This window comes from Priestia sp. RMT2NF4, from assembly GCF_047872835.1.
Taxonomy (GTDB): Bacteria; Bacillota; Bacilli; order Bacillales; family Bacillaceae_H; genus Priestia; species Priestia zanthoxyli.
In genome coordinates this window covers 1-14408 of record NZ_JBLQZO010000007.1, presented here as the reverse complement: position 1 = coordinate 14408, position 14408 = coordinate 1, and the positions used below count along the sequence as shown (strand labels likewise).

The 14408-nt window shown below is 33.0% G+C and carries 14 protein-coding genes and 1 pseudogene; 10 read left to right on the top strand and 5 right to left on the bottom strand.

Annotated features, from left to right (window positions below; translation table 11 throughout):
* Positions 1-7 precede the first annotated feature (7 nt).
* Positions 8-1108, bottom strand: a complete 1101-nt coding sequence (locus tag ACMX9J_RS22470; protein WP_416226198.1) for a GerAB/ArcD/ProY family transporter — start codon at positions 1106-1108, stop codon at positions 8-10.
* Positions 1109-1112: 4 nt separating this feature from the next.
* Complete coding sequence (locus tag ACMX9J_RS22465) at positions 1113-2579, bottom strand: spore germination protein (RefSeq protein WP_416226197.1); 1467 nt, start codon at positions 2577-2579, stop codon at positions 1113-1115.
* Between the two features lie 147 nt (positions 2580-2726).
* On the opposite strand from ACMX9J_RS22465, the pseudogene ACMX9J_RS22460 reads away from it, so the two are divergent.
* Positions 2727-3145: pseudogene (locus ACMX9J_RS22460) on the top strand (IS6 family transposase); the annotation flags it as partial.
* Positions 3146-3498: 353 nt separating this feature from the next.
* Here the strand turns inward: ACMX9J_RS22460 and ACMX9J_RS22455 are convergent.
* Together ACMX9J_RS22455 and ACMX9J_RS22450 are read right to left on the bottom strand one after the other, a co-directional pair.
* The gene (locus ACMX9J_RS22455; RefSeq protein ID WP_047751190.1) at positions 3499-4284 is read right to left on the bottom strand and encodes a YibE/F family protein; all 786 of its coding nucleotides are present in this window, start codon (positions 4282-4284) and stop codon (positions 3499-3501) included.
* Positions 4281-5417, bottom strand: a complete 1137-nt coding sequence (locus ACMX9J_RS22450) for a YibE/F family protein (RefSeq protein ID WP_416226255.1) — start codon at positions 5415-5417, stop codon at positions 4281-4283. Before ACMX9J_RS22450 ends, ACMX9J_RS22455 begins: the two co-directional genes overlap by 4 nt.
* 162 nt (positions 5418-5579) lie before the next feature.
* Between ACMX9J_RS22450 and ACMX9J_RS22445 the strand changes: the two genes are divergently transcribed.
* The 9 genes from ACMX9J_RS22445 (at position 5580) to ACMX9J_RS22405 (ending at position 14012) form a co-directional block, all read left to right on the top strand.
* Positions 5580-5777, top strand: a complete 198-nt coding sequence (locus tag ACMX9J_RS22445; protein ID WP_416226196.1) for a hypothetical protein — start codon at positions 5580-5582, stop codon at positions 5775-5777.
* Positions 5778-6794: 1017 nt separating this feature from the next.
* Entirely contained in the window at positions 6795-8066 is a 1272-nt protein-coding gene (locus ACMX9J_RS22440; RefSeq protein ID WP_047751186.1) for a cation:dicarboxylate symporter family transporter, read from the top strand.
* A 37-nt stretch (positions 8067-8103) separates the two neighbouring features.
* Positions 8104-9546: an aspartate ammonia-lyase gene (gene aspA / locus ACMX9J_RS22435; RefSeq protein ID WP_063247028.1), complete on the top strand. Its 1443-nt coding sequence runs from the start codon at positions 8104-8106 to the stop codon at positions 9544-9546.
* A 62-nt stretch (positions 9547-9608) separates the two neighbouring features.
* The gene (locus ACMX9J_RS22430; protein WP_255256910.1) at positions 9609-9941 is read left to right on the top strand and encodes a hypothetical protein; all 333 of its coding nucleotides are present in this window, start codon (positions 9609-9611) and stop codon (positions 9939-9941) included.
* 111 nt (positions 9942-10052) lie between these two features.
* Positions 10053-10376 carry a L,D-transpeptidase gene (locus ACMX9J_RS22425; protein WP_416226254.1) on the top strand — a complete coding sequence of 108 codons (324 nt, stop codon included), beginning with the start codon at positions 10053-10055 and terminating at the stop codon, positions 10374-10376.
* A 269-nt stretch (positions 10377-10645) separates the two neighbouring features.
* Positions 10646-10981 (top strand): darcynin family protein, encoded by a 336-nt coding sequence (locus ACMX9J_RS22420; protein ID WP_047751184.1) that lies wholly within the window; start codon positions 10646-10648, stop codon positions 10979-10981.
* A 646-nt stretch (positions 10982-11627) separates the two neighbouring features.
* Positions 11628-12365: a hypothetical protein gene (locus ACMX9J_RS22415; protein ID WP_053001491.1), complete on the top strand. Its 738-nt coding sequence runs from the start codon at positions 11628-11630 to the stop codon at positions 12363-12365.
* A 585-nt stretch (positions 12366-12950) separates the two neighbouring features.
* Positions 12951-13343 (top strand): UPF0715 family protein, encoded by a 393-nt coding sequence (locus ACMX9J_RS22410; RefSeq protein WP_064504592.1) that lies wholly within the window; start codon positions 12951-12953, stop codon positions 13341-13343.
* A 111-nt stretch (positions 13344-13454) separates the two neighbouring features.
* A complete protein-coding gene (locus tag ACMX9J_RS22405) occupies positions 13455-14012 on the top strand; it encodes a hypothetical protein (protein ID WP_416226195.1) in 558 nt (185 codons plus the stop codon).
* Positions 14013-14087: 75 nt separating this feature from the next.
* Here ACMX9J_RS22405 and ACMX9J_RS22400 read toward each other — a convergent pair.
* Positions 14088-14408 (bottom strand): VanZ family protein (locus ACMX9J_RS22400; RefSeq protein WP_416226193.1); only part of this gene is annotated, 321 nt, incomplete at its 5' end.

Genomic DNA, 14408 nt, shown 5'->3' with positions numbered 1-14408 from the left:
AATTTTTTTATAGGGAAATCCTCCTTTTTCTACTCAAAAAAAATTGAACAGTATAGGTAAAAGCCATACTTATAAAGGAAAATAAAAAACCATAATTCAGCACATGGCCAAATTTAAAAAAAGCAATGATACTATTAGGAATAAGGCAACTTATAAAAGGTACAAGGAATAGAGTCAATAAAATGTAATTCTTTCTAGATGAACGAATGATGGTTTTAATACCAATATTTGTAGTACTAAGCACGCTAGTGGCTGTTGAAAAAAATTGAAATATCCAAATGGTGAGTAAAAACATATCAAATCTTTGAAAAAAAACACCTTGAATTTCGAATGATTGAATTAATGAAATGGTAGGCCAAGTAAGAGTAATTGTCTCTGAAACCCCCATTGCCCCTATAACACATATAAGGGAAGTTATGTAGAATAATGTGGGTAGAGTTAAGCCAATAATAAGTGCTTTTTTGGCACTTTCTATTTTTTGCATAAAAGGAATTAAGATAAAAATCACTTCAAAACCAGAAAAGTATACAAAGCCATCTATATATGGGGTCCATGAAGAAAATAAATTTTTTTCTAAGATAGGTTGAAGGTTAGAACTCTCAAAAATCTTTAAGCTAGATCCCATTAAAAAGAAGTATACAAAAAAAGTAATTGGAAATAAGAAGGAAAAAACTTTACTTATGGAATACATACCTCCCCTTACATGATAAATAGCAACCAACAGAAAAACACCTATAGTAACAAAGATAGGAGTGTTAGATAATAAGAAAAACTGAATAATCTCTGCTAATCCTCTTACTTGATATATAACTAATGTTAAGAAATAAATAATTAATAATATATTTAAGAACCTTCCAAAAATTTTCCCAAAAATCATCTGATTTAATTCAAAAATTGTTTTAGTAGGAGTTTTACATGCTACATGTAACATTAGTAAGCTAACAATGATAAAGGCAATACCAAGAATAAGCACGATAATCCAGCCATCAGGAGAATGCAATTGTGTTGTAATTGTTCTTGGTAAAACAAGTGTTCCATTACCAATAGTTGTACATGTTATAAAGATAGCCGTTTGAATCATGGTAAGTTTTTTAGCCGTTTTAATCATAATTTCACCTTTGCTTTTTGGATGAAAATCGCTTTGATTTTTGAGTATGAGTTGGTAGGAGTTTTAAAGGTAAACGAAGAAGTGCATCTCTTAGGTCTTTTCGGTCTTTTGCTAGAATAGGCTCATAAAATTCATATTTAAAACTTTCTAATTGGCATAAGTGACCTATTAAAAGTAGAAAACCCATAATGACGCCAAATAAGCCAAAAATACTAGCACTAATCATATTAATAAACCTAAGAACTCGTAAGGATAAGCTAAATTCATACTGTGGTATCGTAAATGATGCTGTAGCTGTCACTGCAACAATAACAACCATTAGAGCACTCACAATATTGGCCTGGACAGCAGCTTGTCCAATTACTACTCCTCCTACCAATCCCAAAGTTTGACCAATGGGTTTAGGAAGTCTTAAACCAGCTTCTCGTAATAATTCAATTGTAATTTCCATAAGTAAAGCTTCGACTAAAGGCGGAAAAGGTACATTTTGACGACTTCCAGCTATAGCAAGGGCCATAGTAGTTGGTAATAACCCAGGATGAAAAGCAACAAACGCAATATAAAGACCTGGTAAAAAAATGGTAATAAATATAGATAAATAACGAAGAATCCTTAATAATGAACTTGGAATCCAGCGTTGATAATAGTCATCTGGGGTTTGTAAAATTTCATTAAATGTAATTGGGGCTATCGTTGCAAAAGGTGTTCCGTCTAATAAAATTCCTATTTTACCTTCTAATAAAGCAGAAACAACTCGATCAGGTCGTTCTGTTGATTGGACTTGTGGAAAAATGGAGTAAGGATAATCTTCAATAAGCTGTTCAATATATCCTGATTCCATAGGATCATCAATTTTAATATTACGAATACGCTTTATCATATCTTCAACTAACTCTCGGTCTGTTAAACCTTTAATAAATAACAATGCAATTTTCTTTTCATTTCGTTCTCCAACAAGCATTTCTTTAATAGTCAAATTAGGATCATTGGCTCTTTGGCGAATAAGTGCTGTATTTGTACGAAGCTCTTCAATAAAGCCTACTTTTGGTCCACGAAGCATCGATTCGTTTTCAGGATCTTCTAGGGAGCGTTGTTGTACCTTTTTCATTTCAATAGATAATCCAGTTGAATAACCTTCTACTAATAGCACACCATTACCTTGAAGTACAGCCTTTCCAATCTCTGAAAAAGTTCTTAGTTGATCAGTCTTAATTCCTAAAATAGAAGAGGAGATACATTTTATTAAATTTTCTTTCGGGCAAAATTCTTGATGCTGAAGAGGACGAATAACTTGGTCTGAAATTAGCAAAGTTTCTGTTAACCCTTCTGTAAGAATTAACATAGCAGGAGTCTTATCTTGGCCAATAGAGAAATCTTGAAATAAAATGTCACTACTTTGCCCAATACCATTTTTTAAATAGGCAATATTAGAAGCTAGATTTTCTTTTAGAGATGTTTCTTCTTTCGTCATAATATACTCCTTATTAATAAGTAACTTATGCCATATTTTGTGTATTTTTTTTATACTTATACTTTTAAATTATAATTTAACAAAAAAAGGAGCATGATGAGTATGGGAAATCACCCTTTACTCCAATAGAAACATTACTAGCCTGACATCATTTTATTAACGGTAAGATGCTACTCACAGTACAACCTCGGTTTTTCTGATTTTGATTTAGTGGAAATGATGGCAGAACGTGGATCATTATTGCTCATACAACTACTATGCGTCTAGTACATCAATATGAACCTGAACTAGATGAACAAGTACGATGTCATCTTAAGACAAGCAATAATTCCTGCAGAGTTGATGAAACGTATGTGAAAGTAAAAGGCGAATGGATGTATCTGCATCGGGCCGTTGATTCAGAAAGAAATACGATTGATTTTTATTTAAGTGAAGAGATAAACGAGCAGCCAAGCGCTTTTTTAAGAAAGCCTTGGCTTTTTCGCGCGTTTCTATGCGTCGTGTGATAACAGTAAATAAGAAGCTGGCTTTATCCTATTGCCCTCCAAGAGTTAAAAGAAGAAAAGCTATTGTGAATTTATTTTAAAGCCGCAGCAATTTACATATTTATTTTTGATGAGATCAAAGGGAATATTGAATTACCTATAAAAGATGGACTAGTGAAAAATATTAGATTCCGTAAAAGTATATCTTTACGAACAAAAATGAAATTCAATTAGCGAACGCTTTTCAGTGTTCGAAAAAGTATAAAAACACTGTACGAACGACTTTATATTGACACACCACTTTTACGAACGTTTTTAAATAATATCATCTCATATATAGGTGGTTTTAAGTTTAAGATGGAAGGTTCAATCGGTTAATAATCTGAGTAAAACCCTCTTCGTATCATTCGAAGAGGGTTTTTTGTTTCTTCTATTTAGTTCTCATTGCTTTCTTTCAATGCTTTTTTTCTCGCTTTCACAGAAAAATAGGTATTGATCCAAGCTGTAACCGGAATAATGAGAGCTACTCCAATCCCCGCAAAGAAAATGGTCATCATTTCCGCACCAAAGATTTTGGAGTTCACGATCGCACCGATGGAATAATGTAAATCCTTAAACCAGATGAGAAGTGCGAGATAGCCTCCAAAAAAGGCAAAGAACAGCGTGTTCGTATCAGTTCCAAGAATATCCTTTCCGATCCTCATTCCGGACAAGAATAAGTCTTTTCTGCTGATTGAAGGGTGATGCTTCATTGTTTCGCCCATTGATGAAGTGATTGAAATGGCAACCTCTGTAATCGCACCGATTGTACTGATGATCATGACAGAAGCTCCTATTTTAACAAAATCAATGCCTACAAAAAGGGAGAAGACAGCAAGCTCTTCAGTCTCTTCTTCACCGTACCCTTGAATCATAGATACGTTCACGATCACCTCAATTAATACAATCAAAAGAACAATCGTGACAATTGTAGAAAGAAAAGCAGTTCCTGTTTTTCGATCTACGTTATTAATGAAAAAGAGATTAATACAACTAATGATTGCACACGAAATTAAAGTGATGATGACTGGATTCATTTGCGGGCCGAGCATAAGAAAAATGGTAAACATAAGCACACCAAAGTTCAAAAACAAGGATATAAAAGAGCGTATTCCTCTATATCCGCCAATTAAAATCATTAAAACAAGTAGGATCAGTGACAGGATGACTAATGCATTCATATTCTTTTCCTCTTTTGGTTAATAAAATAGATAGATGTGTACACGGCGATTGGGATGGTTAGCATAATGCCAATTCCTCCTGCCAGTGCACGTGCAATCTCTAAAGAAAGGTTCATGGAAAGGGTAAACCCTAATGGTGAAGCATTCTTTAAATACAGAATCATGGACGGAATGGATCCCGCCGCATAAACAAAAAACAAGATGTTGGTTAATGCGCCCATGACGTCTCTCCCAATGTCCATTCCTGATTTTCGAAGCACCGTTAAGCTTATCTTTTCATTCTTTTCATAAAGCCCAAAGAGGGAAGAGGAAATGGTGATTGAAACATCCATGACCGCCCCTAACGATCCAATCAACAAGCCAGCCATAAAGACAATTTCATACGGTCGAGTCAAAAATTGCATTCCTTCATATCTTAATCCGTTTCCATTTGTAAAATGGACCACGGCATACATAACTCCTAACGTTAGGAAGATGCCCAGCAGTGTGGATGTGATCGAAGCGTACGTCATTTCATTTACACCATTGAGGAGCAGCAACGAAATGACTGTAAACAAGATGACCAATATACTGCAGATGAAAACTAAGCTTTTGTATGAACTGTTCACGTAAATATCCAATGCGAAGGACATCAGAGCAGCATTAACCACCAAGCTGATCAAGGCAAGGAATCCCCGTTCCTTACCGACAAAAAGGAGCGTGAAGATGAAAAGCCATCCGACAAGCAGAACGTACTTGTCTCGCTTGGCATTCTTAATGGATCCGGTTAAGTGCTTTTCTTTTGAATGCTTATCAATTATAACGAAGATTTCATTACCGGGTTTATACTTTTGATCGTAAGCGCCAGATGAGGAGTATTCATTTTCTAAATGAATAACTTTCCCTTTGTCTTTGCCGTTTTTTATTTCGGCTTTAATACTTTGTTTATAGGTTTGGTCCTGATTATTATGCTGATCGGTCACTTTCTCTTTACTTTGCAAATGGGTACTCAACACTTCAGCTATCGGCTGCTTGTAGAATGAGCTATTATGATTCACAAAAATGATGGAGAGGACAAAACAAAACACAATAAGGGAATAAACCACCCGTTGTTTTCTAGACATCTTTTTCAATTTATTAATCATCATTTTAATCTCGAATTCCTCCGTTCGGAAGGGGTCTGTTCTATACTCATCAGAATTGTTATAGCTTATATTTACTTAGTGAAAAAAGAGAGAACAATGCATTGTATCATGGATAAAGGATTGAAACAAAATTTTCTAAGGTTGATAGCTTAAAAAAAGGAGAAAATACATATGAAAAAAGGTAAGGCACTTGCCCTAGTATCTGCTTTTGGATTATTAATTACGGGAGGAGTAGCTGAGGCATCTACTACATATGAATCATATTCTAAAAAGGTTCCTGCATTTAATGGTAGTGCGTATACAGGGTGCCAAGGGATGACTGGTTACGACACCACATTGGAAACTATTGATAAAACACAGTTAAACTAAAAAAGAGAAGGTTTTTAACCTTCTCTTTTTCTATATCATCTATGTTTAAATACTCTTTCTCATCCCGCATTCTCGACATTCACGTAAGAATATGCCACCCTTTACAGAACTATCTCATTTTATTCTTTAACTCAAATACGTCATCAATGAAAATAAATAAATCCCCAAGAGAATCGACAAACTGAATGAATCCTGTCTCTGTTATGAAATGACCTTACCTATATAAAGGCATAGACTCTTTCACGCTACGAAAGGTTAATATTTAAATAACAGTTCGTCGTTATTTAAATATTCTTCACTTCTATGAGGCTTGTCTAAATAAAATGTACGCGAAATGAATAATAATCTTCTTGATTTATCTGTTGTATATAAATATAATGTAACTGAAGTACGCAAAAAGAGAACACGAAATTTAAAATATAATTTTCGTTATTATCATTTTTTGATTTCATTCAATACCTATGTACAGGAAGCTCATGTTTATTATTATGTAGTTGCTACGATCGAGACTTTTGAAAGCGATATCATTTCGTTCGAAGAAAAAATTTAAAGGGTTTAATTATTTTAACAAGTTATAGAGATATCTAATGTTATGATTTCCTTATCTCTAAATAAAAGAAGAAGATATTTCTTTATCTGAAATGAAGGGATAATAGATTAAGGTACTCTTGTCTAACATTCATATAAATCTAGTAACAGTCACTTCTAGGTTTATATGAATGTTAGACAATAAACAGGATTTCAAAAGGTTAAAAGGATAATAGAAAATCTCTTTATAAATGATACTATATGCTCAGGTATATAAGGTGAGCCGAAAAAGTGTATTTTACATTAAAGATTTTGAAAACGCTTTACTGAAGGGGGGAGTTAATTTCAAATTATATGATTACCATTTATTTTAAAGATTATTCACACATTGGACTTATTTTTAATCATTGTCTTTTTTATAGACGCTAGCCTAAGCATAGGCTCTCTTTAAGTGTTTTAATGAACCATAAATTGAAAGGGGTTACAACTATGAAGAAATTGGGATTAGCTACACAAATATTTATTGGACTTGCGTTCGGGATTGCTATAGGCGCTATTTTTTATGGAAATAATACAGCGATGGCCATTCTTCAACCTTTAGGAGATATTTTTCTTCACCTAATCAAAATGATTGTTATTCCTATCGTTGTATCTGCACTAATCGTATCTATAGCTGGTGTAGGTGATATTAAAAAGCTAGGGAGACTAGGTGGAAAAACCATTCTTTATTTTGAAATTGTTACTACGATTGCATTAGCAGTGGGATTATTAGCCGCAAATTTATTCCATCCAGGTAGTGGTATAGATATGGGGAACCTTGAGAAAGGTGATATATCCAAATATGAAGAAACATCTAAAACAACTGAGAGTACAGGTGTAGCAGCTCAAATCGTTCATATTATCCCAACTAATATATTCCAATCATTGACTGAAGGAAATTTATTAGCGATTATCTTTTTCTCAGTCTTATTTGGTCTAGGAGTTGCAGCAATTGGAGAAAAAGGCAAACCAGTTTTAAACTTTTTTGAAGGCGTACTGGAATCCATGTTTTGGATGACAAACTTAGTTATGAAATTTGCTCCATTCGGAGTATTTGCTTTAATTGGTTTGAATGTCGCGAAGTTTGGAATCGGTTCATTAATTCCTTTAGGAAAGTTAGTACTCGTTATATATCTGACCATGATTTTCTTTGTTTTTGTAGTATTAGGTATTATTGCAAAAATGGCTGGAACTAATGTTTTAGTCCTTATAAAAATCTTAAAAGATGAGTTAATTTTAGCGTTTACAACCGCAAGCTCTGAAGCAGTATTGCCAAGGTTAATGACTAAAATGGAGAACTTTGGTTGTCCGAAAGCTGTCACATCATTTGTTATTCCGACAGGATACACCTTTAACCTTGATGGGTCATCCATTTACCAAGCCATTGCTGCCCTTTTCATTGCACAAATGTATGGGATTCATTTATCTTTCATAGAACAAATTACACTTTTACTTGTATTGATGTTGACTTCTAAGGGAATGGCAGGAGTTGCAGGAGCATCATTTGTTGTTGTATTAACAACACTAGGATCAATGGGATTACCTCTAGAAGGTATGGCATTCATTGCTGGTATTGATCGTATTTTAGATATGCTTCGTACATCTGTCAACGTAGTAGGTAACGCATTAGCTGCTATTGTGATGTCTAAGTGGGAAGGCGGATTCGACAAAGAAAAAGCAAAGCATTATACAGATTCTATTAGAAAATCGGACGTAGCATAAAAAAATTTCTTTTTATGTAAAGAAGGAGATCAATGTTATGACAAATATAGAAATACCAGAAAAACAAAATGTAAGAATTGAAAAAGATTTCCTAGGAACAAAAGAAGTTCCTACTTATGCTTATTATGGGATTCAAACTTTACGTGCAGTTGAAAACTTCCCAATAACAGGATATCAGATTCACCCAGAGCTTATTAAAGCATTAGGAATCGTTAAAAAGGCTGCTGCTCTTGCTAACATGGAAACAAAAAGGTTATATGATGGATTGGGTAACGCAATTATTGAAGCAGCAGACGAGGTTATCGAAGGGAAAAGAAACAATCAATTTATTGTTGATCCAATACAGGGTGGTGCGGGGACCTCAATGAATATGAATGCAAATGAGGTTATTGCAAATAGAGCTTTAGAGTTACTTGGTCACAAGAAAGGTTCTTATTCCGATTTAAGCCCTAATAGTCATGTAAACATGTCACAATCAACAAACGACGTATTCCCAACTGCTATCCATATTGCAACGCTTAATCTGTTAAATAAGTTACTAAAAACAATGAATTATATGCACAGTGTATTTCAGAAAAAGGCAGAACAATTTGATTCTATTATAAAGATGGGACGTACTCACCTACAGGATGCGGTTCCAATCCGTCTTGGTCAAGAATTTGAATCATATAGTCGTGTTCTTGAGCGAGATATGAAACGTATTAAGCAATCTTATGGACATTTATATGAGGTTAATATGGGAGCAACTGCAGTTGGAACGGGTTTAAATGCAGATCCACGTTATATCGAAAATGTTGTAAGATATCTAGCAAATATTAGTGGTTTACCACTTAAGAAGGCCAATCATCTTGTAGACGCGACTCAAAATACAGACGCTTATACAGAAGTCTCTGCTAGCTTAAAAGTTTGCATGATTAATATGTCTAAAATTGCGAATGATATCCGATTAATGGCATCTGGTCCTCGTGCAGGATTAGCTGAACTTATATTACCAGCTCGTCAACCTGGTTCATCTATTATGCCTGGAAAGGTCAATCCTGTCATGCCTGAAATGATTAATCAAGTAGCTTTTCAAGTTATAGGTAATGATCATACAATTTGCCTGGCATCGGAAGCAGGTCAACTTGAACTAAATGTGATGGAGCCTGTTCTTGTGTTTAACTTGCTTCAGTCAATCAGTATTATGAATAACGCATTCCACGTCTTCACAGACCATTGTCTAAGAGGCATTGAAGCAAATGAGGGACGTTTAAAAGAGTATGTAGAAAAAAGTGTAGGGATTATTACAGCCGTAAATCCACATATAGGATATGAAGTAGCAGCACGAATTGCTAGAGAGGCTATTTTAAATGGAAAGTCGGTACGAGAACTATGTTTGCAATATGACGTATTGACTGAGGAGGAGCTTGAGTTAATTTTAAATCCCTATGAAATGACGAATCCAGGTATATCTGGCAGCTCTCTTTTTGACAGAAATTAATTTTTAAAAGCTTGCTCCATATTAAGTTTATCGTATAAGCCACCTACTTGGGATATCCCTAGGTGGCTTATTTTCTGTATAAACGTCTAAAAATACCACCTGCTATTCAAACCAGGCTATTTTTTATAGTCCAATTACCACCTAAATGTTTTTATACATCTATGGCGGAACAGGAACGAGCAATCATTTTACAGCGCCAACGAGAAGGAATAGCCGTTGCTAAGGCAAAAGGAAAACATCTAGGGCGTCCCATCATTGCTTTTCCTAAAGAATGGGATAGGTTATATAAAGAATGGAAGTCTGGAACAATTACGGCTGTCGCATTTATGAAGGAAATAGGCATGAAGAAAGCGACGTTTTACAATAAGGTAAGGGCTTATGAAGCAAATAAGTAACTATAACAAGAAATAAAAAGAAGCCTAAGCTGAATTTATAAGATATCAGATTATGCTCTTATTTACATTGTTTTCTTTATATGATCGTTTTTATCTTTTTCACTTACAAATATAATTAAAACAACTGTTTCAAGTTATACACGACATATTCCTGGGGGCGATCCCCGAAATCTTTTAAGAAAACGTTGGTTAGGGTTAAATGCTAACGGTACGTATGGTGATACATACAACATTCACGGCAATAACAATGAAAGTAGCATTGGAAAATATGTGAGTCAAGGTTGCGTGAGAATGCATAATGCAGACATCGAAAAGCTTTATGATAAAGTCCAAGTAGGTACACCGGTTGCCATTACGTATTCTTATAAAAGCTTCGTTGATCCTACAAACGTATACGGTTATAAATTCAAAGGCTATAAGATGAAAAATAATTAATATCTGAGCAGCATTCCATGTTTTTTTATCATGGAATGCTGCTCTTTTTTATTTTTAAATAAACCTGTATTTTCTTGATATTTATAAGCCACAAAATACTTTAGTTATCATCTTATAAATCTAGCTTTAGAACAGCTTCATCTTTTTTTGCTATATAAAACCGAGTAGTTAAACTTTAGGAAATTTACAATATTATAAAAATTAAAATTATAATATATGTTTTGCTATAATCTAAAAGTAAATAAAATTAGTTACCGAGGGGAATAAGTATGAATCATATCTTTATTGTTTTAGTGGAGTTTTATCCGTCTTGGCTTGCCATGACTCGTGAAGAGAGAGGAAAAAGGGCTAATGAACTTAAAGAAATTACTTTAAAATATCCGGAAGTACAGGTGCGTTTCTTTGATGCAGAAGCTTTACCTGGAAAAGATTATACAGATATTATCATTTGTGAAACTAATAACATTCAAAAGTATCATTATATGTGGGAAGAAATAAGAGATCACTCTGTATATACTGAGGGGCATATGAAGATTAAAAATGTTATAATGGGAATGGAAGAAGCTTATAAAAAGTTTGAAGAAGATTCTTTGAATAGCAATTAAATAAATATAAAAAGAATAATGTAAAATAATCAATCCTTTTTATAAAAAATCAACTTAAATTTAAACCGTATAATAAAAAAACCTTAGCAGAACTAAGGTTTTTTTATTTGAGTAAATTTATCAATTTCTTTTATTCCTTTAAGTGATCTTTAAAGTACTTTATTTAAAATAGTTATATCATTTACACACCTTGTAGAAAAACTTCATATTTGTCGTCACTAAGTGTAAATAGTAAAATGTTAATAATATATAAAATAATTTATCGTTTACCTAACTAACAACAAAACTTAAACAAAGTTACTTTTTAATAAAATATTTAATCACAACATTTATTTTTGAAGATAGATGTATATGAATCTACAAATCTGGCCAGACTAATAACGTATTCCTCCTATTCCAATAAATTTGAAAATCCTTTGCCTACATAGGTAAAGGATTATTTTTGGTTCTATATCGTAAAAATGGACAATTTAACTATTAAAAAAACCTCAACACAACACGTATGTAGACTTTATAGATTATACTTATTCAATAAAATGTATTCCTTTAGATAATAAGAACTATATTATTTTCACAAAAAGACCAAATATGGAAGAAAATAAAATATAATGTAGTTACGACAAATGCGTAAGAGGGAGTAAAAACGATGAATAAAAAGAGAATATTTATTGCTTTGCTGGTTTTTCTTGTATTTGGGGTCACTATACAAGCACAAGCTGATGTAAGTGTACGTGGATACTACAGAAAAGATGGCACGTATGTTAGACCTCATATGAGGAGTGATCCAGATGGCAATTTTAACAACAACTGGTCCACTAAGGGAAACATTAATCCTTATACGGGAGAAGAAGGAACAAAGACTTCACCGAGTGATAGTAGTTATTATGACTCGGACTATGATTCATCTGACGATAGTTATAACGATTCAGATAGCTCCTATTCTGATGATACTTATTACGAGGACGATACAGATTATAGCGAAGATAGTTATTCAGATGAAGGATATGACGAGAATGGAGATATATACGACACAGATTCCTTAGATAATGAAGATGCAACAGCTGCAATGAATGCAATGGATACTGTCTATAAATACTTTGATAAGTTAAATGAAAAAGAATATAAAGATGCATATAACTTATGGAGTTCTAAATGGAAAAAGAAACACTCTTATAAAAAATTTAAAAAGGGCTATAAAGGTTTTACACATGAGATAACTACAATATCTATTGATTCAAGCGATGATAATAAAGTGATTGTAGAGGGAGAGGTAGCAACAAAGGAAAAAGGTGAACAGCATAGCTACTCTTTTATTTACAAGGTAAAAGTCAGTGAAAGTGGCAAAGGAAAAATAACAAAAGGAACATTGGTAAAGTCATATTAATATAAGCTCGACAATATGGCTTACAGCGTGTTCATTTAGATTAATCTACGTTCAAAAATAATTGTATTATTTAGCCTTAAAGGCTATAGGGGCAGGCTAAAGCCTGCTTTTTCTTTTACTCGTGCAATAGTATATTGCAAATTTGCTATGTAAAGGTTACATAGCTGATGCAACCTTTATTAAAAACGTCATGTTCAATAGAATGAACATGACGTTCTCCAGACCTGAACATATATGTGCACTTTTAGTTAATATAAAACCAGTTTCAGGAAAAAATATCCTTATCAGAAAATATATCTGTTATGATAAAAATATAATCTTCTCTAAAGGATGAAGTCTATGAAGGAGTTTTTATCTAGTTTTTTACTTATAACAAGTTGGCTTATATTTGCTATAAGTGCCTATTTGTTTGTTAGTGTTTTAATCGCACCTTCCTATGCATTTATTCCTTTTTGTAAGGTGGTAGGTGCTGGATTAGTTTGTTTTTATTTATCAAAAAAGCTAAACAAAAAAACTAAAGTTAACTAGGTTTAATCTTTATATAATATACATCCGTAGACTAGACAAGAAGGGTGTGTTTATTCAGTGACATTTAAAGAGCTTTTGCCATATCATGCGTTAACAGTTATTAGCTCTAGCGTTTCTTATTCCATATTTCTTATCATCATTGAGCCTAGTTATAGAGCTGTTATTGCATTTTTTATGATCTCACTTATTACAATCATTCCTTATTCTGTTGCAGCCGTACCACTGCAGCTAGTTCTAAATAAATGGCCTAAAAAGTTTAGTATTCTCTACTTATGTACCTATTCTGTCGTAGCAATCCTATTCCTTTATATCTCTTATAAGCTTCAAGGAAATTGGTCTGATCCGATAGGGGATTATCATAAAATGTTTGTATTTGCAGTCGGTGCAGCCATCATATACTGGTTTTGGGATTCCATTATCATGAATAAGAAAGAATATCCGTATTATTAAAGTACAAACCTAAACTATATAAGCTACATAAAATGCATTAAATAAATTTTTCGTTCTTCTAATGTTAAAATATGGTTAAATTTCAACAACATAGCAAATAGGAAAACAAATATGGCTTTATCCCGTAATCTCACATTGGTTTTACTAAGTTTATTAATCATACTAGGTTTTAGTAGTTACTTTTTATATAGCAGTAACCACCATAAGATGCTATCTAAAAGAGAAATTAATGATTTTATAGAAGATAAAAGAAAAGCTAACTTATCTATTCTTAAAGAGGAGAATATTAAATCTAAGCCAAATCCTCATGCTCTTATTTTATATAAAGATAATACTAAATTGGGCACTTACATCCTTACAAAAAGCAGACAAGGAATTGAAGAGCACAAGGGAATGGAAGTACCAATAGATAAAACCTTGCCAATACATGTTACAGGAGCCTTATCAGGGGTTCCATATCTCGGCATATATATTACAAATAATAAATTAATTCAAGAAGGAAAATATATAGAAATGGAATTTGAAGACGGAACAAAAGTAAGAAAGAACATATCTTTAGATCAAAAAGGATATACTCTTTCAGAAAAAACCACTCCTGAAGTACCCAGAGAATCTGTCCAGGTCTCAGTCAAAAAAGATAGTCAAGTTTTATATACAAATGAGTACTAAATAACTGTTAATCTCTATATTACATACAATTTTAGTTAACATAAAACGTGTTCTTGGAACAAAAAAGGCAACTAATTATATAGTCGCCTTTTTTTGTTTTGCTGGTTTGCTTATCAAATATTGAATCATTAAAAGAAGCACATAACCTATAACTGTGCCAAACGTGTTGAGTAGAACATCATCAATATCTGAACTACGACCTATGAAATATTGAATAAATTCAACTAAACATGTAACAGATAAACCTAAGATGATTATTTTTTTAATTGAATGATATTTTCTCCAAATAAAGGCTACAAAAAAGCCTAAAGGTAAAAACAACATAACATTTGCAGTTAAATTTAAAAGCGATACGCTGTTCCATTCATCGACATTTGTATTTGTTTGAAAGAAGTA